The organism is Lentzea sp. NPDC005914 (assembly GCF_040629405.1).
Lineage (GTDB): Bacteria > Actinomycetota > Actinomycetes > Mycobacteriales > Pseudonocardiaceae > Lentzea.
The window spans coordinates 1-18568 of the sequence record NZ_JBEXVQ010000030.1 but is presented as its reverse complement, the minus strand read 5'-3'; the positions used below and the strand labels follow the sequence as shown (position 1 = coordinate 18568).

Below are 18568 nucleotides of genomic sequence, written 5' to 3'. Positions count from 1 at the left end.
GCCGTGTTGAGTGGTACTCGCACGGTGGATTCGCCACGCTCGGTGATTTCCGCGTCGTGGCAACGGTCACTTGCCGCCAACGTGAACCCGGACCTGCACACCGCGCCGACGGTGTTCGCCGCGGACGAGCTTCCCGACCTGCGTGAACGGCATCCGCTGCACCCGAGCCTGCCGCTGCTGCGAGAAACGCTGCTGGGCTTCGCGCAGGAGGCGAAGCACATCATGATCGTCGCGGACGCCCAGGGCCACATCCTGTGGTGCGAGGGCTCCCACGACACCCGCACCAGCGCCGAGGACGTCGGCCTGGCGGAGGGAACGCGCTGGTCGGAGGACGCGGCGGGCACGAACGGGATGGGCACCGCGCTCGCGGTGAACTCCCCCGTCACGGTCCACTCGGCCGAGCACCTCGTGCGCACCTACCACCACTGGACGTGCGCGGCGAGCCCGATCCGCGACCCCGACTCGGGCTCCACGATCGGTGTCGTCGACCTGAGTGGCCCGATCGAGACCGTCCATCCCTCGATGGTGGCGTTGGTGTCCGCGTCGGCCCGGCTCGCCGAGGCGGAGATGCTCGCCAGGATGCACGCGCAGGACGAGGAGCTGCGGGCGCGCAACATGCGGCACCTGATCGCGCTCAGAGGCGAACCGGGCGCGCTGCTCAGCCCCACCGGCCGGGTCGTCGCCGTCGAGCCGTACGGGCTGCTGCCGTCGCGCGTCGACGTCTCCAGCGACCGGGTGCTGCTGCCGGACGGCCGTGAAGCGGTGCTGGAAACGCTTGCCCAGGGCTACCTTCTCCGCGTCCCGAAGCAGCGGCACGTGCGCAGATCCGTGCTGTCGCTGTCGTTCCTGCTGCCCGAACCCAAGGTCGTGCTCGACGGCCGCGAGGTGCCGATCTCGCTCAGGCACGCGGAGATCCTGTTCGCGCTGGCGTTGCACGGCAGGCTGTCCGCCGATCAGCTGGCACTGCGCCTCTACGGCGAGCGCGGCAACCCCACGACCGTGCGCGCCGAGCTGCACCGGCTGCGCGCCCAGCTCGGCACCGACGTGCTGTCGACCAGGCCCTACCGGCTCACCGCCGACGTCGAAGCCGACTTCCTGGCGGTGCGCGCCGCGCTCAAGGACGGCGACGTGCCGCTGGCCGCGTGCAGGTACCGCGGCTCCCTGCTGCGCCGCTCCGAGGCACCTGTGGTGCTGGCCGAACGGGACGACCTCGCGACCGGCGTGCGCAAGGCCGTCCTGTCGCGCGGGGACGCGAACGCGATCTGGACGTTCACCCAGACCGACTCCGGCGAACACGACGTCGAGGCGCTGGAACAGCTGGTCAGGCTGCTTCCCGTGGACGACGTGCGCCGTGCGATCGGCTCGGCGCGCTTGAGGAGACTCAACCAAGACGATTGACAAGAGTCTCGCGAACTGAATATCTTCTCAACTAAGAGACTTAGTTGAGGGGGATTCATGCGCGTACTCATCATCGGAGCGGGGACCGGTGGCCTGTGCCTGGCGCACGGGCTCAAGAAGGCCGGCGTGGACGTGGCGTTGTTCGAACGCGACCGCACGCCGCGCAGCATGCTGATCGGCTACCGGGTCGGAATCAGCCCGGACGGCAGCAAGGCGCTGCACAGCTGCTTACCCCCAGACGTGTTCGCCGAGTTCGTCCGCACCACCGCCAGGCCGCCGCGCTACATCAACATGCGCACCGAGAAGTACAAGGAGCTGCTGGTCGGCGAGTTCTCGCCGGGCACCGACGAGGCCCGCAGCGAGAAGTCGGTCAGCCGCATCGCGATGCGCACGGCGTTGCTCAACGGCCTGGAGGACGTCGTCCAGTTCGGCAAGACGTTCACCCGCTTCAGCCGCAACGACGACGGTTCGGTCACCGCGTTCTTCGACGACGGCACGTCCGAGACCGGCGACGTGCTGGTCGGCGCGGACGGCGCGCAGTCCAGGGTGCGCAGGCAGTACCTGCCGCACGCCAAGATCGCGGACACCGGCATCACCACGATCGCGGGCAAGCTGCCGCTCACGCCGGAGAACGTGAAGCTGCTGCCGCCCAATGCCGACGGCGGGGTCACGCTGCTGTACGGGCCCAAGGGCGCGTTCGTGATCATCCACGTGATGCGGTTCGACGGCGAGGGCGTCGAGGACGACTACATCATGTGGGGTTACGCGGCCTCGCACGACAAGTTCCCGGACATGAAGGGCATGAGCCAGGAGCAGCTCAAGCAGGTCGTGCTCGACATGACCCCGAAGTTCCACCCGAACCTGCGCGAGCTCTTCCGGCTGGCCGACCCGAAGACGGTGTTCGAGATCAAGGTCCGCACCTCGGAGCCGGTGGAGGGGTGGGAGCCGAGCAACGTCACGCTGATCGGCGACTCGGTGCACCTCATGACGCCGGGCCGCGGCATCGGCGCGAACACGGCGCTGCGGGACGCGGAACTGCTCACCCGCAAGCTGACCGAGGCCAATCAGGGCAAGGACCCAGTGCAGGCGATCTCCGAGTACGAGCAGGAGATGGTCAAGTACGGCTTCGAGGCCGTGCTGGCGTCGCGCGAGCAGATGGACGGCAACGGCGCGATCCACAAGCCGGTGATCGGACGGGTGGTGCTCGCGTTCCTGCGGACGTTCCTGCGCGTCACCAACGCCGTGCCCGCGTTCAAGCGGAAGATGCTGGCCGACGAAGCCTCCCACCGCGATCACGTAAATTCTGACCATGAGGTTGTTCACGCCGGGTGAGGTGGTCGTGCGGCGTGAGGTGCTGCACGGCAAGGTCTGGTCGGAGATGCCGACGAGGGTGGTCGCGGACGAGCCAGGACTGCTCGCGGTGTTCGTGGAGCCGGGCACCCGGCTCACCTACCCCGACCACCACCACCCGCATCCGTGGGACAAGCCCGAACGCGGGTTCTGGCGCGGGCACGGGAAGCTCATGCTGCACCGGCCGGACGACGCGTACTCGGTCGACCTGTTCTGGCACGGCGACGACCGGGTGTTCGGCAACTACTACCTGAACCTGCAGGCTCCCTACCGCCGCACCGACGACGGTTTCGACACGCTCGACCACGCGCTGGACTACACGATGCGCGCGGACGGGACGTGGGAGCAGCGCGACCTCGACGAGTTCGAGGAGCAGGTCGCGTCCGGCAAGTACTCCGCCGAGGAGGCCGAAGCGATCCGGGCGGAGGGCGTCAAGATCGAGAAGATGCTCGCGTCCGGTGACATCTGGTGGGACACGGCCTGGGCGGACTGGCACCCGTGAAGGTTCGTCCGCTCACGTTCGACGCGCTCGTCGCCGAGATCGTCGACCGGGTTTCGGCACAGCAGGGCCGGGTGCGGGTGCTGATCGACGGCGCACCCGCCGCCGAACCGGGGAGGCTCGCGGACGCGGTAGTGGAACCGTTGCGCGCCTTGGGTCGTGCGGTCCAGCGGGTGTCCACTGAGGACTTCCTGCGTCCTGCGTCGGTGCGGCTGGAACACGGCCGCACCGACACGTACTCGTACCGGCACGACTGGTTCGATCTCCACGGCCTGCAACGCGAGGTCCTCGACCCGGCGCTCGACGGCAAGGTGCTGCCGTCGTTGTGGAACGCCGCCACGGACCGGGCCAGCCGCGCCGAGTACGTCGACGTGCCGGAGAACGGCGTGGTGATCGTGGACGGCACGCTGCTTCTGGACCGCTGGCTGCCGGCCGAGCTCACGGTCCACCTGTGGCTCTCCCCCGGCGCTTTGAAACGCAAGACCACCGAGCAGTGGACGCTGCCCGCGTTCGACGACTACGAGCCGGTGGCCGACCTCTTCGTCCGTTACGACCACCCGGAACGGCCAGGTCTGGTCGAGTCGTGAACCACCCCTGCGCCTGCGGACATAGACGGGGCAGAGAGGAGGGTCCGTGACCGACGAAGAACTCTGGGGGCAGGTCCGGGCCGGCGATGGCGAGGCTTTCGGGCAGCTGTTCGAACGCCACGCCCAAGCCGTGTTCGCCTACTGCCTGCGCCGCACCGGCGCGTGGGCGGCGGCCGAGGACCTGATGTCCGTTGTGTTCATGGAGACGTGGCGCAAGCGCATGTCGGTGGCGGTTGAGGGGTCGCTGCTGCCATGGCTGTACACGGTCGCGCTCGGTGTCACCCGCAACCACCAACGCTCCCGGTCGCGGTACCGGGCCGCGCTGGGAAAGGTGCCGCTGCCCGACCCGGACGACGACCACGCCGACGACGTGGCACGGCGGGTGGACGCGGAAGCCAGGACCAAGGCGGTGATCGCGGAGCTGGAGAAGCTGCCCGCGGGAGATCGGGAGGTGCTCGAGATGTCCGCGTGGTCCGGCCTGAGCCAGGCGCAGATCGCCCAGGTGCTCGGCATCCCGGTCGGCACGGTGAAGTCCCGCCTCGCTCGCGCGCAACGAACAGTTCGTGGCGCTCTGGTGGAGGAGGCACTGTGAGCATCAATCCTGGGAACATCACCCCTGAAATCCCGCAGCTCGACCCTGGGCGCGTGCAGGTCCGCAAGCACGCGCTGCTCAACGCGCTCGAGGAGAAGCCGCGCCGCCGGTGGTGGCGGGTCGTCGTGCCCGCGAGTGCGCTGGCCGCGGCGGCCGTCGTCACGACCGTGCTGTGGACGCCGGCCAACCCGTCCGCCTACGCGTCCTGGACCGCCGAGCCACGCGCTCCCGGTCCCGCCGCGGACGCCGTCGTCGCGCAATGCAGGCAGATGATCACTCAGAACAGCGGCTTTCACGGGAACGACCCCACCTGGCCGGATCCGCCGACGGACCTGACGATCGTCGACCAGCGCGGCGACCTGACGCTGGTGCTCTTCACCGGCCCGGAGATGCAGGAGTCGTGTCTGGGTACGCCGAAGGGCATCGAGACGGCGGGAGGTGGCGGCGATCCCCGCGGACGGCCCCCGCTCGGCTCGGACCTGTTCCGCCTGCAGAGCCTGGTGTCGAGCAATCCCGATCCCGGCGAGGGCGAGCCGCGCCGGACGCTGGTAGCGGAGGTCGGCTCCGCGGTGGCGAAAGCACGCGTCAGCACCGAGGACGGCAAGCAGGTCACCGCCACGATCGCCAACGGGTGGATGGTCGCCTGGTGGCCGACCGCCGCGAAGCCGCTCTCGGTCACGCTGTACGACGGCGGAGGCGACGTTATCGGGACGGAGAGTGCGGAAATCAAGTAACCTCGACGGCATGTGGCGGCCGGAGACCAGGAACCGAGCGATGCTGGTGCTCGCGGTCTTCCTGCCTGCCCTCTACGCCTTCACGCTGTTCTCGTCTCCGACCGAGGTCGTCGCGGCCGTGACCGCGCTCGCCCTCGCGCTGGTCGTCGTGGTCGCGCTGGTGCCGCTCTCCGTGGCGCCGGCGCGCTCGCTGTCGATCAGGGAACGCGCACAACGATCAGCCCAACTGCGGCTGCGAAACCCTGACGCCGCTGGTCGGCCCCGTCCTCGAGCACCGGGATGCCGGACGTTCTGACACGTCCGCAAGATCCCCAACTCGATACGGAGAAACAACCCTTGTTCGCTGACCTGGGCGCTGCCCTGGCGAGCCTCGGCGCACCCGCGCTCGCCATCGTTCTGTTCACCATGGCGGTGCGGCTGATGCTGCACCCGCTGGCCCGCGCGGCCGTCAAGGGCGAGAAGGCCAAGGCCAAGCTCGCCCCGGAGATCCAGAAGCTGCAGAAGAAGTACGGCAAGGACGTCATGCGGCTCACGGAGGAGTCGCAGAAGGTCTACAAGGCGAACGGCGTCTCGATGTTCGCGGGCATGCTGCCGATGCTCGCGACGATGCCGTTCTTCATGGTCATGTACCAGGTCGCCACGACCCCCAGTCCTCTCCTGGAGGGGTCGATCTTCGGGATCTCACTGAGTGCTCATTTCGTGAGCACTTTCGCGTGGGTGTTCTTCGTGCTGTTCGGCCTGATGGCGGTGGTCGCGTATCTGACCGTGCGCTGGCAGCAGTCGCGAATGGCGGCCAACCCGTCGCCGACTCCCACCCCCGGCTTCATGACCGGCCTGATGAAGGTGCTGCCGTTCATGACGATCCTGGTCGCGGCCTACCTGCCGCTGGCCGCCGGTCTGTACCTGCTCACCACGTCGACGTGGACGATCGCGGAACGGGCGCTGCTCTACCGCATCCTGAGCTGAAGCTGGGCGATCAGCCGGACGAGCGGATCGTCCAGGTCGAGGTCGCCACCACTCTCTCTGGCACGCTTCAGCCGGTACCGCAACGTGTTCGGGTGGACGTGCAGCCGGTCGGCAGCCGCGCGCACGTCCCCCAGCGCGTCCAGGTAGGCCAGCAACGACTTCGCGAGCTCCGGGTCGAGCGCCTCGATGCGGGGATCGCGGATCCGGGGATTGTCCTGCAGCAGAGCCAGAATCTCGCTCACCAGCACCTGGGAGCGGACGTCGGCCAGGGTCGCCACCTCGTCGTCGAGGTCGCGGGCCATCGCGTCGAGCACTCGTTCGGCCTCCTGCCGGGAGACCTGCACCTCGTCCAATGTGGACACGGTCGAGCCGACCGCGGCCTGGACGGACGTGTGCAGGTGCCGTCGTGCGGTCGTGACGATTTCCCTTGTCAGGTTCAGAAGTTGGGCGTTCGGGGCGAGGTCCGGGAGCAGCACGTAGGTGCGTCCGCCGGACTCGCTGACCAGCGCGCTGCGCCGGTACGCCGCCGCGTGCACGGAGATCAGGCCGGTCATCTCGGCGCGCCGGAGCTCGTGCTCGCTGCGGTCGCCCTCGCCGCCTCGGAGCGCGAAACCCACTACCGCGGCGGGCTTTTTCGGGTCGGCGCCGATCTGGCCCGCGACGGTGGCGGCGTCCATCCGGCCGGTGAGCAGCGCGGCGAGGAGGTTCTCGCGGAACCTCGACGTGGGCTGGTTGCGCTGCTGGATCAGGTGCGGGGCGGTGACGCGGGCGGCGCCGAGCAACGCCCGTTCCGCCTGCTCGGTCAACGGCTGGTCGCCCTCCTGCACCCAGATCGCGCCCAACGGCTGAGCCCCCGCGTGGATGCCGACGGCGATGCGCTTGCGGATGCCCAGCTCGGGGCGTTCGTCGATGCGGACGACTTCCTCTGACGACCTGAGGAGGTTGTAGACGCCCCACTCGCGCAGCATCTTCAGGTACGGCTCGGGGCCCTGACGGCCGAGGATCGACAGCCGGCGCAGCTCGTCGACCTCGTCGGACGAGCGCGAATAGGCCAGCACGCGGCTCGCGGTGTCCTCGATGCTGACGATGCCGCCGGTCAGCGTCGCAATCGTTTGCGCCAACGCGAACAGGTCACCGAGAACCTCACCGTCGTCGGTCGTGGTCGTCAGCACCCCCTTGGCCAGCGACTCCAGATGTCCCCAGCGGACCTCGGGCCGGACTTCGAGCAACGCCACGCCCGCGTCGGTCGCGGCCTGTTCGAGGGCCTGGGAACTCTCCTTGACGGCCACCGCCGCGGCTTTCGCCCGTCCGGCGGCCCTGATCAGCGGCAATGCGGCCCGGCCACGAGCACCGATCAGCAGCGCGAGGTCACCGGCGGCCACATCCGGCGGGTCGTCCGGATCCATGATCACGACATCGCGCACGTCGACCTCCAGGCCGTTGGGCGCGACCTGCAGTTCGACGAGTGGATCACCCAAAGCGATCAGGATGTGGCGAAGACTCATAACTGTTCGATCGTACATCTGAACTGGTGAATCTTGGCCGTTTGCACAATGGCCGGACCGTGCCCCGGACTTACGGTTTGGGCACCCAGATCTCGAAGAGGAGTTGCCGAGTGGACGCTGTCACCCAGGTTCCCGCCCCGGTCAACGAGCCGGTGCTGCAGTACGCCCCCGGTACCCCGGAGCGCGCGGAACTGCAGGCCAAGCTGGCCGAGCTGCAGAAGGAGCCGCTCGAGCTGACGATGACCATCGGTGGCGAGCAGCGCATGGGTGGCGGCGAGCGGTTCGACGTCGTCCAGCCGCACAACCACCGCTCGGTCCTCGGCACGCTCGCCGGCGCGACCCAGCAGGACACGCACGACGCCCTGCGCGCGGCCCGCGAGGCTGCCCCGGCGTGGCGCGCGATGTCGTTCGACGACCGCGCGGCGATCATCCTGCGCGCGGCCGACCTGCTCGCCGGTCCGTGGCGGCAGACGCTCAACGCCGCGACGATGCTCGGCCAGTCGAAGACCGCGATCCAGGCCGAGATCGACTCCGCGTGCGAGCTGATCGACTTCTGGCGCTTCAACGTGCAGTTCGCCCGCACCCTGCTGGCCGAGCAGCCGATCTCCTCCCCCGGCGTGTGGAACCGCACCGACCACCGCCCGCTCGAGGGCTTCGTCTACGCGATCACGCCGTTCAACTTCACCGCCATCGCCGGCAACCTGCCGACCGCGCCCGCGCTGATGGGCAACGTCGTGCTGTGGAAGCCGTCGCCGACCCAGTCTTTCGCCGCGCACCTCACCATGCGGCTGCTGGAAGAGGCGGGCATGCCGCCCGGCGTGATCAACCTGCTGCCCGGTGACGGTCTGGCCGTGTCCGAGGTGGCGCTGAACTCCCCCGATCTCGCGGGCATCCACTTCACCGGCTCCACCGCGACGTTCCAGAAGCTGTGGGCGCAGGTCGGCTCGAACATCGCGAACTACCGCTCGTACCCGCGGATCGTCGGCGAGACCGGTGGCAAGGACTTCATCCTGGCGCACCCGTCGGCCGACCCGGACGTGCTGCGCGTGGCCATGATCCGCGGTGCTTTCGAGTACCAGGGCCAGAAGTGCTCGGCCGCGTCGCGCGCCTACGTGCCGCGCTCGGTGTGGAACAAGATCAAGGACCAGTTCCTGGCCGAGGTCGAGGCGCTGACCTACGGCGACGTCACCGACTTCTCGAACTTCGGTGGCGCGGTGATCGACCGCCGCTCGTTCGACAAGCTGTCGGGCGTGCTGCAGGCCGCTCGCAGCGACTCCTCGCTGGAGATCGCCGCCGGTGGTACCGCGGACGACTCGGACGGCTTCTTCGTGCGGCCGACCGTGCTCGTCGGCTCGGACCCGTCGAACTCCGTGTTCACCACCGAGTTCTTCGGCCCGGTGCTCGCCGTCCACGTGTTCGAGGACGCCGACTACCTCACCGTTCTCAAGCAGATGGAGAGCGCGGCGCCGTACGGTCTGACCGGCTCGATCATCTCTCGTGACCGTGCTGCCGTGGCGCACGCGCAGGAAGAGCTGCGGTTCGCCGCCGGCAACTTCTACGTCAACGACAAGCCGACCGGTGCGGTCGTGGGCCAGCAGCCGTTCGGCGGCGGGCGCGCGTCCGGCACGAACGACAAGGCGGGGTCGGTCCACAACCTGCTCCGCTGGGTCAGCCCGCGCTCCATCAAGGAGACCTTCGCGGCGCCCACCACCCACCTCCACCCGCACCAGGGGGCGTGATGCTGCGCAGCACCCTTCTCGCCGCCGCTCGCAACCGGAGCGCGCGCAAGCTCGTCGAGTCGACGCCGCTGACCCGGCCCGTCGTCGAGCGGTTCGTGGCCGGTGACGACGTCTCGGCGGCGATTCGCGCGACCGCCGAGGTCGTCGGCGACGGTCGTCTGGTCACGCTGGACCACCTCGGTGAGGACACGGTCGAGGAGTCGCAGGCCAACGACACCGTCGAGGCCTACCTGACGCTGCTGGGGCGGCTGGAGGCGCACGGTCTGACCGAGGGCGCCGAGGTGTCGGTCAAGCTGTCCGCCGTCGGCCAGTCGCTGGCGGTCGACGGCGAGAAGATCGCGCTGGAGAACGCCCGGCGCATCTGCGCGGCCGCCGCTGTCGTCGGCACGACCGTGACGCTGGACATGGAAGACCACACCACCACGGACTCCACGCTGGGCATCCTGCGTGAGCTCCGGGTGGACTTCCCGTGGGTCGGCGCGGTGCTGCAGGCGTACCTTCGCCGGACCGAGCAGGACTGCCGCGACCTGGCGTACGCCGGTTCGCGCGTGCGGCTGTGCAAGGGCGCGTACCAGGAGCCCGCTTCCGTTGCGTACCAGGACAAGCACGACGTCGACCTGTCGTACGTGCGCTGCCTGAAGGTGCTCATGGAGGGCGACGGCTACCCGATGGTGGCCTCGCACGACCCGCGCCTGATCGCGATCGCGGCCGACCTGGCCTGGGCGCGTTCGAAGGACTCCTACGAGTTCCAGATGCTGTACGGCATCCGGCCCGAGGAGCAGCGTCGTATTGCCGCTGAAGGCAACCGCATGCGCGTGTACGTCCCGTACGGCGACGAGTGGTACGGCTACTTCATGCGTCGTCTGGCGGAGCGTCCGGCCAACGTGGCGTTCTTCGTGCGGTCGCTGCTCACGAAGAGCTGAGCGCCTCGACCGTTTCGAGGGCGAACTCCAGCTTCACCGGCTCACCCACCTCGCGCATGATCTCCACGGCGCGGTGGGTGAGCCGGAGTGCTTTCCGCAGCTCGTACTCGGTCTCCGCGCAGAGCCGCGCGTAGACGGTGAGCGCGTCGGCGTATCCGGGTTCCTTCTCCAGATCGCCGGCGGTCATGTGCCACAACACGACGGCCATGTGGGCGGTGTTCCTGGCCTCCACACGTCGTTCCGCGCCGCGGAGCTTGCACGCGTGCTGCTGCACGGCCGCGAGATAGGCGCCCGGCGACTTGTCCTTGTGCGCCCGCCAGATGTCGACCATCAGCTCGGACGACTCCAGCGCGTGCGCGTGATACTCCATTTCGGACAGTGTGGACGTCATGGGCTGCATGGCGACCGCGAGCTCGGCGCCGAAGAAGTCGACGAGCTGGGAAGGCAGCCGCCGGGCGATGTCGAACACCTCCGTCGCACTGGTCAGTGCCCGGTCGACCTCGTCCTGGACGAGCAGCTGCTCGGTCAGCGCGGCCAGGGCGATCGCGAGGTCGACCTGGTGGCCGACGGTGTTCTCGGCGGCCAGTTCCCGGTACACCTCAACGGCTTCCTGCGCCGCGACCAGTTCGGCGTCGAAGTCCTGGGCGACCTTGACGACGTTGAGCAGCGCGGTGCCGAGCCCCTTGCGATCGTCGGTCTCCCGCCACAGCATCACGGCTTCCTGCGCGGTGAGCTTGGCGTCCGGGTCCTGGCACACGTCGCGCAACGCCTGGCTGTGCCGCATCAACGCGTCAGCCAGCTCGGGCCGGAACGTCTGCGGGTTCACCACGGCGAGCCTGCGGAAGACCTCGACGGCCTCCTTGAGGGTCTCGTTCGCGGCTTCGGCGCGGCGCAACTCGACGAGCATCGAGCCCGCCGCGGCCAGGTTGCGGGCCAGTTCCGGCTCGTAGCGCGGGTCCTCCTGGGAGAGGATGCGCCAGTTCGCGATCGAGAGCTGCATGGAGTCGGCGGCGTAGGTGTTCTCGCCCTCCGCGTGGTAGCGGCGCGCCACCGTGGCCGCGACCCTCGCGAAGTCGCCGCGGAACAGCGCGGGGTGCGTCTTCGCGAGCTCCTGGTACATCTGGGCCGCGCGGCTGATGGCGTCCATCGAGGCCTCGTGCATGCCGAGCGTCTGGTAGCGGTAGCTGATCTGCTCGAGGGCGGAGGCCAGCTGCGGGACGGTCTCCGGGTCGTCGATCGCGATCTCGTGCCAGAGCCGGATCGCCTCTTCGGAGACCTGGAGGACCTCTTCGGTGCGGTGCACGGCGATGAGCCGCAGGCCCAGATCTCCCAGCGAGTCGGCGAGCAGCGGGCGGTTCTCGCGGTCCTGGCCGACGAGCTCGCGGTAGCACTCGACCTCGGCCAGGGACGCTTCGACGGCTTCCTCGCGCAGCCCGCAGAGTGCCGTGCGGGCGCTGAGCATCCCGTACATCTCGGCGCGTTCGAGGGTGCTCTGGGCGCGGTCGACGAGGCGTTTCGTGAGGACGGCGGGAATCGAGTCGGTGGCGAACCGCTCGTCGCGGAACACCTGGCGGGCGATGTGGTCGACGGTGGCGGACGAGCCGATCTCGGCGGCGATGCTCAGGCTGTCGCGCTGCATCTCGAGCACGATCTCCGGGTTGGCGTCGATCAGCTCGTCGAGCTTGGTGTGCAGGTGCGGCCAGCGTTGGGCGGCACGGGCGAGCAGGTCCGGGTCAGGCGTGTCCGGGGTGTCCACGGCGAGATGGTCTTCGGCGAGACGGCCCGTTCTGGGACCGTTGTCGTGCTTGAGGAGCTGGCGGACGAGCTGGGTGCGGTTCACGTCGCACGGGTCGCCGCGGACCGCGGTCAACGCGGCCAGGTGCAGGTCGAGGACCGTTTCCTGGGCGATGTTCGGTGGCGGCTCGTCCGGTGCCGTGACGGTGAACTGCTTGGCGAAGTGCTGGCAGGCGAGGGTGAACGACTCCGCCCGGTCGTGGAGCGTCGGTTCGAGCTCGAGGTCGGTGACCTCGTGGTCGAAGTCCGCGATGCGCTGGCGGGTCGAGGACCACCACCAGCCCGTGGTCCTCGCCGCCAGCAGCACCCGCGTGCGCTCCGGGCCGTGCCGGAGCGTGTCCTGCAGCCTCAGGAAGATGTCGTTCCAGGTGAGGCGGTCGGCGTCGTCGATCAGCAGCAGCCTGCCGTGCGTCTGGTCGAACTCCTCCTCGAACCGCTGGAGGAGCCTGGTCTTGCCCGCGCCCGCCGGTGCGTGCAGCAGCAGAGACGCCAGGGGCGCGGGGCTGTCGCGCCACTGCGTCAGTACGTGCAGTTCGGATTCTCTGCCGTGAAAGGGGACCACCTGATGGGTGGGGTCCAGCAGTGCGGCGACGCTGAGTGCTCGGTCCACTGCCTCATAGTCGGCCGCTGGTCAGGCCAGGGGTAGGAAGACCACACCATCGTGGAGTCTTCCCGTTTCTCCTTCACTCCTTTGCTGACTGGCTTGGAGATCCTCCAACGGTTACACGCGCCGTGCGAGGTGGTGGCGGTAGCTCTCGTACTCGCCGACGAACTTCGGGCGGACACGGGCAAGTTCGAGGACGCGCGAGAGAGTGTCGCGGTGGCCGATGAAGTCCGCGCCGGCGTAGTGCGCGCCGCCGAGCCCGCCGATGATCCGTGCCCGCAACGGCATCTGCTTGCGGGCGTACTCCTTGCGGAAGAAGCTGCCCGGTGCCATGCGCTGGCGGATCGAGCTCTTCACGTTCTCCGTGACGTCGCGCTCGTGGATCCACGCGAAGTCGTCGATCTCCTCCTGGAGTGTGCTGAACCGCGCGGAGGACCGGGGATCGAACACGTCGATGATCGAGAAGTGGCCGCCCGGCTTGAGCACGCGGGCGACCTCGTGGAAGAACCGGTCGACGTCCGGGTAGTTGTGCGAGCTCTCGACGTTGATGACGAGGTCGAACTCGCCGTCCTCGAACGGCAGCCGCTCCGCGTCGCCCTCGACGTAGGTGAGCCGCTCGCCGCGCGCGAGCAGCGCGCTGGCCCGGCGGACGGCGGCTCCCGAGATGTCCAGCCCGACCGCTCGGGCAGGGTCGACGAGCCGGGTGAGGAAGTTCAGGCCCTCGCCCATGCCGCACCCGACCTCGAGCACGCTGAGGCTCTTGAAGTCGTTTTTGCTGTACGGCAGCCCGCGCAGAGTTTGGAAGTAGAGCTGCTCGGAGAAACCGTCACTCACGCCCGCGTTGAAGTTCGAGCAAATATCGGTCAGTTCATTCAGCAGTTCCGGGCAGTGCATGCCCCAGTTCCAGAAGTCGCCGGTCCGCGACCACGACGCCACGTCGTCGTAGACCGCCGAGACGGCACCTTTGATCTGGTCAGCGCCGGGGACGCCGGCGTTGAGGTCGCGCAGGCCGGTAGCCGCGTTGCCGTTGGTCATGAGGCTTCTCCCAAGGTGAGCGTTCCTTTGTTTCGCACTGTGGCAGCGCTCCCACCAGGAGATGCCCCTTCGTACATCCATTCCGGGAGAATCCATAGAATTCGAACGGGAATGGCGATAGTTGTAAAGGTTTCCAAATTGTCCCGGTCCATTTCCCGGTACAACTCGGTTCAGTCTGGACTGAAACTGTCAGACCTGGGAGGCACAATCTGAGGCGTGCTGGTCGCCCTCGTCCCGGAAGCGGACGGTGCGGGCCGGTGGCAGAAGCTGCACGACGACGGGACCCCTGCCGGTCCCGCGATGGCGGCCTCGTCGCTGGCCTCCGCCGTCGCGTCGCTGGAGCGCGCCCACAGACCGCGGTGGGTGTGGGCGGACACCGCCGAGGTCTACCCGGCACTGCTGGCCGCGGACGTGCGGGTCGACCGGTGCTGGGACCTGCACCTGACCGAGACGTTGCTGCTCGGCGCCGAGGGCAGGCACCGCGAGCCGAAAGAACTGCCGGCGGCCGTCGCGCGTGAGTTGAAGCTGCCCGCGCCCGCGGACCTGGGGCCGCGCAAGCACCACGTCGAGCTGACGTTGTTCGAGCCGGAGGCGGTCCGGCTGCCGGGCGACACCGACGAACTGGCGGCGCTGTCGCTGGTTTACCGGGCGCAGCAACGGAATCCGGGACTGGGACTGCTGATCGCGGCGGAGTCGGCGTCAGCGCTGGTGGCGGCGGAGATGACGTTCCACGGGCTGCCGTGGCGGGAGGACGTGCACAACCGGATCCTCGAGGAGGTCCTCGGGCCGCGACCGGCTCCGGGCACGCGGCCGAAGTTGTTGCAGGACCTGGTGGACCGGATCCAGGAGGCGTTCGGCGGCAGGGAGATCAACCCGGACGCGCCCGCCAGCATCGTGCGGGCGTTCGCGCGTGCGGGCATCGAGGTGCCGTCCGCGCGGCGGTGGGTGTTGAAGAACGTCGACCATCCGGCCGTGGAACCGTTGCTGGACTACAAGGAGCGCGCACGGCTGTGGGTGGCGCACGGCTGGACGTGGCTCGACGCGTGGGTGCGCGACGGGCGGTTCCGGCCGGACTACGTCGTCGGTGGCGTGGTGTCGGGGCGGTGGGCGTCGCGGGGCGGTGCGGCGTTGCAGATTCCGCGGCTGATGCGGCAGGCCGTGATCGCGGACGACGGCTGGTGCCTCGTGGCGGCCGACGCCTCGCAGCTCGAACCGCGGATTCTCGCTGCCCTGTCAGGAGATCAGCGGCTGATCGAGGTGTGCACGGACGACGATCTGTACTCGGCGCTGGCCGACGACTCGTTCAAGGGCGAGCGGCCGCGCGCGAAGATCGCGATGTTGTCGGCGATGTACGGCGGCACGTCCGGCGAGGCCGGGCCGCTGCTCGCCGTGCTGCGCAAGAGGTTTCCCGTCGCCGTGGGCTACGTGGAAGCGGCGGCGCAGGCCGGTGAGCAGGGCCGGATGGTGCGCACCCGGCTGGGCCGCACCTCGCCCACGCCTTCGGCGGCGTGGCAGGAGCTGACCGGCGGCGCCGACGACTCCGGCGAGGTGTCGAGCTCGTCGCGGCAGGCGGCGCGCAACTGGGGCCGGTTCACGCGCAACTTCGTCGTGCAGGGCAGCGCGGCGGACTGGACGGCGGCGCTGCTGGGCGTGCTGCGCACCAAGCTCCCGGCCGAGGCGCACCTGGTGTTCTTCCAGCACGACGAGGTGCTCGTGCACTGCCCGCTCGCGGACGCCGACGCGGTGATCGAGGCGATCGCCGTGGCCGGACGTGAGGCGACGCGGCTGCTCTTCGGGGAGACGGCGGTGCGGTTCCCGATGAACGCCGTGCCCGTCAAGTGCTACGCCGACGCGAAATAAGTCCAAACGAGACGCTGCACGACCTGCGCCGTTCGACGTCGTTGCTCCGATTGGCCGCTTGCCCTCACCCCCGTGAGAGCGCTCTCATAAATGGACTGCACCCGTGACAAGGAGGTCACTCGCGCATGAAGCCACGCCGCCGCATCCTCGCGGCCACGACAGCTCTTCTTGCCGCGGTACCCCTGGCGATAGCCGCCATGTCTGCCAACGCTTCGATCCCACCCCCTGCAGCGGGATGGACGCAGGTGTGGGGTGACGACTTCAACGGCCCGAACGGATCGCTGCCGTCGAGCTCCAACTGGATCTTCGATCTCGGCCACGCCTACCCAGGCGGCCCCGCGAACTGGGGCACCGGCGAGGTCCAGAACTACACGAACAACACTCAGAACATCAAACTCGACGGGTCCGGCAACCTGCGGATCACCGCGTTGAAGGACGGCTCGGGCAACTGGACGTCGTCGCGCATCGAGACCCAGCGCGCGAACTTCAAGCCCGCTCCCGGCGGCAAGCTCGCCATCGAGGGCCGCATCCAGATGCCGAACGTCACCGGCCAGTCCGCACTGGGCTACTGGCCGGCGTTCTGGGCGCTCGGCTCGCCGTACCGCGGCAACTACTGGAACTGGCCGGGCATCGGCGAGTTCGACATCATGGAGAACGTCAACGGCATCAACTCCGTGTGGGGCGTGCTGCACTGCGACGTCGCCCCCGGCGGCGCCTGCGGCGAGTTCACCGGCATCGGCAACTCGCGGGCGTGCCCCGGCGCGTCCTGCCAGTCGGCCTTCCACACGTACCGCTTCGAGTGGGACGACGCCGCGAAGACGTTCACGTGGTTCGTCGACGGCCAGTCGTTCCACCAGGTCACCCAGGCGCGTGTCGGCACGGCCGTCTGGAACCAGATGACGTCGCACGCGGGGTACTTCATCCTGCTGAACCTCGCGATCGGCGGCGCGTTCCCCGACGCGCTGAACAACGGTCAGCCGACCCCTGTCGCGGCCACCCAGTCCGGACACTCGCTCGTGGTGGACTACGTGGCCGTCTACTCGGCTGGCGGCGGTACCACTCCCCCGACCACCACGACCACGACGTCGAACCCCGGCGGTGGGGGTTCCGCGTACAGCGAGCTGCAGGCGGAGAACGCCTCGGAGCGATCCGGTGGCTCGGTGGGGGTGGGTGACGGCGGTTCGGCCGTCAACCAGATCGCGAACGGCGGCTACCTGAAGTTCTCCGGCGTGAACTTCGGTTCCGGTCCGGCCCGGCAGTTCTACGCCCGCGTGGCGTCGGGTGCCGGTGGCGGGGTGAGCGGACTGGTCGAGGTGCGACTGGACTCGCGAACGGCGGCTCCGATCGGCACGTTCGCGGTCGGCAACACCGGCGGGTGGGACGCGTGGAAGACCATTCCCGCCAACATCTCGAACGTCTCCGGTACCCACGACGTGTACGTGACGTTCACGAGTGGACAGCCGGCGCCGTACGTGAGCGTGAACTGGGTGAAGTTCGGAACCTGACCCCGGGGTGAGCGGCCCGGCTCGGCCTTGAGCTAGAATCTCGTCCTGCAAGTCGCGGACGATTAGCTCAGCGGGAGAGCACTACCTTGACACGGTAGGGGTCACTGGTTCAATCCCAGTATCGTCCACTGCACTCGGGGCGAGTTGTGTTCGCGGAAAGCGCGAACCGGCTCGCTCCGTTGTGTTTTCTGGGGGCGCAGCCCCCAGACCCCACCCGGTGGGCTCCGCCCCCGGACCCCCGACTGGCCCGTCAGCACTGAGCTGACGGGCCGTTTTCGCTTCTAGGCCGGGTTGTCGCCGTGGGTCAGCGTCTCCCACGACACGAACAGGTTGTTCGTGCCGAGCGGCCGGCGCTGGGTCGTCCACGTCTCGGTGTTGGGCATCGGGTTGCCGAGCCGGTTGTGCATGGCGTTGTAGCCGACCTCGGTGATCGGTCCGAGGCCGCGCTTGACCGTCCCGCCGCACAGCCACGACGGCGGCCCGGTCAGCTCGTAGGTGGTCTGGAAGCCCAGCGCTTCCTTGAGTCGCGTGCCCACCTCCGGGTAGAGGTCGACGCCCTGGATACGGGACGTCTCTGCCACGTGCGAGATGCTGGACAGTCCGTATCCCGTGTGGACGAAGTCGCGGCAGGTCTCCTGGGTGAGGCCGTTCACGAACGTCGACTGGTTGTGCCAGAAGCCGATGATCTTCTCTCGGGTGTTGAGGTTGTTGCTGGGCACCGTTTTGGGCAACGCGCCGTCGGACGTGAGGTAGATGAACGCGGGAACCCTCGCGCGGTACAAGGAGATACCGCGGTCGTAGATGGCCTTGTCGTCCAGGAACACGCCGATGCCGACGATCGCCTCGGCGATGCTGAGCTCCCAGTTGCCCGTGCGCGGGTCACTGCCCTGGATCTCGTTGTAGTAGACGTTGCGCAGCATCGTGCCGAACCGGCCGGAGTTGGGCCAGTTCCCGTAGACGTGCTTGATGATCTCCGCCGCGCGTGGCCAGCTCGACGCGGACCACGCGGTCTGCAGGTGCGCGTTGTCGTTGGTGTGGTCGCGGATCGTGGCCGACCAGGCGTCCATGATCTGGATGGACTTGGTGGCGTACCTGGCGTCCCGCGTCACGTACCACGCGAGGGCGTGGGTGTAGGCGGCGATCGCGTCCTCGCGTTCGTCGGTGCAGCCGAGGTTCGGGTTGGACACAGGCCCGCACTCGACGACGGCGCGGGGATGTGGGGTGTACGAGAGAGATGCGTACCGGGAACCCATCATCGCGTCGTATGCGCGCTTCTGCGGTTGGGTTCCGGCGTTGACGCGGGTGCGCACGACGTCGAGCTGGGCCTCGTTGACGAGCACACCGGGGTGGGTGAACGCCGGCGGGGCGGCGTTCGCAGGGGCCTGGGCTTGACCCGTTTTGACGGACACCTGAGATCAGGGGTTTTGCCCCTGGAAGGATGTCCTTATGAAGACCACGGGCTCGAACAAGCCCCGGC

At 68.7% G+C, this 18568-nt stretch carries 16 protein-coding genes and 1 tRNA gene; 13 read left to right on the top strand and 4 right to left on the bottom strand.

The window, feature by feature from the left end; genetic code table 11:
• Positions 1-24: 24 nt before the first annotated feature.
• Genes ABZ345_RS33710 through ABZ345_RS33675 form a run of 8 tightly spaced genes read left to right on the top strand, consistent with a single transcriptional unit; the run spans position 25 to position 6126 of the window.
• Positions 25-1398: a GAF domain-containing protein gene (locus ABZ345_RS33710; RefSeq protein ID WP_359857820.1), complete on the top strand. Its 1374-nt coding sequence runs from the start codon at positions 25-27 to the stop codon at positions 1396-1398.
• Positions 1399-1455: 57 nt separating this feature from the next.
• On the top strand, positions 1456-2730 hold the full coding sequence (locus ABZ345_RS33705; protein ID WP_359857818.1) for an NAD(P)/FAD-dependent oxidoreductase: 1275 nt from the start codon (positions 1456-1458) through the stop codon (positions 2728-2730).
• Positions 2708-3250, top strand: coding sequence for a DUF402 domain-containing protein (locus ABZ345_RS33700; protein ID WP_359857815.1), 543 nt, complete (start codon positions 2708-2710; stop codon positions 3248-3250). Before ABZ345_RS33705 ends, ABZ345_RS33700 begins: the two co-directional genes overlap by 23 nt.
• Entirely contained in the window at positions 3247-3834 is a 588-nt protein-coding gene (locus ABZ345_RS33695) for a uridine kinase (RefSeq protein WP_359857812.1), read from the top strand. Before ABZ345_RS33700 ends, ABZ345_RS33695 begins: the two co-directional genes overlap by 4 nt.
• A 46-nt stretch (positions 3835-3880) precedes the next feature.
• Positions 3881-4426 (top strand): sigma-70 family RNA polymerase sigma factor, encoded by a 546-nt coding sequence (locus ABZ345_RS33690; protein ID WP_359857809.1) that lies wholly within the window; start codon positions 3881-3883, stop codon positions 4424-4426.
• The gene (locus ABZ345_RS33685) at positions 4423-5160 is read left to right on the top strand and encodes a hypothetical protein (protein ID WP_359857806.1); all 738 of its coding nucleotides are present in this window, start codon (positions 4423-4425) and stop codon (positions 5158-5160) included. The genes ABZ345_RS33690 and ABZ345_RS33685 overlap by 4 nt, the downstream gene beginning before the upstream one ends.
• 10 nt (positions 5161-5170) lie before the next feature.
• Positions 5171-5455, top strand: a complete 285-nt coding sequence (locus ABZ345_RS33680) for a DUF6412 domain-containing protein (RefSeq protein ID WP_359857803.1) — start codon at positions 5171-5173, stop codon at positions 5453-5455.
• A 41-nt stretch (positions 5456-5496) separates the two neighbouring features.
• A complete protein-coding gene (locus ABZ345_RS33675) occupies positions 5497-6126 on the top strand; it encodes a YidC/Oxa1 family membrane protein insertase (protein ID WP_359857800.1) in 630 nt (209 codons plus the stop codon).
• On the opposite strand, the gene ABZ345_RS33670 is transcribed toward ABZ345_RS33675, so the two are convergent.
• The gene (locus ABZ345_RS33670; protein ID WP_359857797.1) at positions 6108-7631 is read right to left on the bottom strand and encodes a helix-turn-helix domain-containing protein; all 1524 of its coding nucleotides are present in this window, start codon (positions 7629-7631) and stop codon (positions 6108-6110) included. The two genes, ABZ345_RS33675 and ABZ345_RS33670, sit on opposite strands and share 19 nt — an antisense overlap.
• Before the next feature lie 110 nt (positions 7632-7741).
• Here ABZ345_RS33670 and pruA point away from each other — a divergent pair, with 110 nt between their 5' ends.
• Both pruA and ABZ345_RS33660 read left to right on the top strand, forming a co-directional pair.
• Positions 7742-9370: an L-glutamate gamma-semialdehyde dehydrogenase gene (gene pruA / locus ABZ345_RS33665; RefSeq protein ID WP_359857794.1), complete on the top strand. Its 1629-nt coding sequence runs from the start codon at positions 7742-7744 to the stop codon at positions 9368-9370.
• Entirely contained in the window at positions 9370-10293 is a 924-nt protein-coding gene (locus ABZ345_RS33660; RefSeq protein WP_359857791.1) for a proline dehydrogenase family protein, read from the top strand. Before pruA ends, ABZ345_RS33660 begins: the two co-directional genes overlap by 1 nt.
• Here the strand turns inward: ABZ345_RS33660 and ABZ345_RS33655 are convergent.
• Both ABZ345_RS33655 and ABZ345_RS33650 read right to left on the bottom strand, forming a co-directional pair.
• Positions 10280-12697: a hypothetical protein gene (locus ABZ345_RS33655; protein ID WP_359857788.1), complete on the bottom strand. Its 2418-nt coding sequence runs from the start codon at positions 12695-12697 to the stop codon at positions 10280-10282. The two genes, ABZ345_RS33660 and ABZ345_RS33655, sit on opposite strands and share 14 nt — an antisense overlap.
• 111 nt (positions 12698-12808) lie before the next feature.
• Complete coding sequence (locus ABZ345_RS33650) at positions 12809-13726, bottom strand: class I SAM-dependent methyltransferase (protein ID WP_359857785.1); 918 nt, start codon at positions 13724-13726, stop codon at positions 12809-12811.
• A 216-nt stretch (positions 13727-13942) separates the two neighbouring features.
• Here ABZ345_RS33650 and ABZ345_RS33645 point away from each other — a divergent pair, with 216 nt between their 5' ends.
• The 3 genes from ABZ345_RS33645 (at position 13943) to ABZ345_RS33635 (ending at position 17219) form a co-directional block, all read left to right on the top strand.
• A complete protein-coding gene (locus ABZ345_RS33645) occupies positions 13943-15586 on the top strand; it encodes a bifunctional 3'-5' exonuclease/DNA polymerase (RefSeq protein WP_359857782.1) in 1644 nt (547 codons plus the stop codon).
• Positions 15587-15711: 125 nt separating this feature from the next.
• A complete protein-coding gene (locus ABZ345_RS33640) occupies positions 15712-17091 on the top strand; it encodes a carbohydrate-binding protein (RefSeq protein ID WP_359857779.1) in 1380 nt (459 codons plus the stop codon).
• A 56-nt stretch (positions 17092-17147) separates the two neighbouring features.
• A tRNA-Val gene (locus ABZ345_RS33635) sits at positions 17148-17219 on the top strand.
• A gap of 153 nt (positions 17220-17372) precedes the next feature.
• On the opposite strand, the gene ABZ345_RS33630 is transcribed toward ABZ345_RS33635, so the two are convergent.
• On the bottom strand, positions 17373-18500 hold the full coding sequence (locus ABZ345_RS33630; protein WP_359857776.1) for an alginate lyase family protein: 1128 nt from the start codon (positions 18498-18500) through the stop codon (positions 17373-17375).
• Positions 18501-18568: the final 68 nt, after the last annotated feature.

What these genes read in the sequence shown, in the direction of transcription:
- ABZ345_RS33650 (WP_359857785.1), bottom strand. Translation starts at nt 13,726, where the DNA reads ATGACCAACGGCAACGCGGCTACCGGCCTGCGCGACCTCAACGCCGGC.
- ABZ345_RS33640 (WP_359857779.1), top strand. Translation starts at nt 15,712, where the DNA reads ATGAAGCCACGCCGCCGCATCCTCGCGGCCACGACAGCTCTTCTTGCC.
- ABZ345_RS33670 (WP_359857797.1), bottom strand. Translation starts at nt 7,631, where the DNA reads ATGAGTCTTCGCCACATCCTGATCGCTTTGGGTGATCCACTCGTCGAA.
- ABZ345_RS33660 (WP_359857791.1), top strand. Translation starts at nt 9,370, where the DNA reads ATGCTGCGCAGCACCCTTCTCGCCGCCGCTCGCAACCGGAGCGCGCGC.
- ABZ345_RS33680 (WP_359857803.1), top strand. Translation starts at nt 5,171, where the DNA reads ATGTGGCGGCCGGAGACCAGGAACCGAGCGATGCTGGTGCTCGCGGTC.
- ABZ345_RS33705 (WP_359857818.1), top strand. Translation starts at nt 1,456, where the DNA reads ATGCGCGTACTCATCATCGGAGCGGGGACCGGTGGCCTGTGCCTGGCG.
- ABZ345_RS33700 (WP_359857815.1), top strand. Translation starts at nt 2,708, where the DNA reads ATGAGGTTGTTCACGCCGGGTGAGGTGGTCGTGCGGCGTGAGGTGCTG.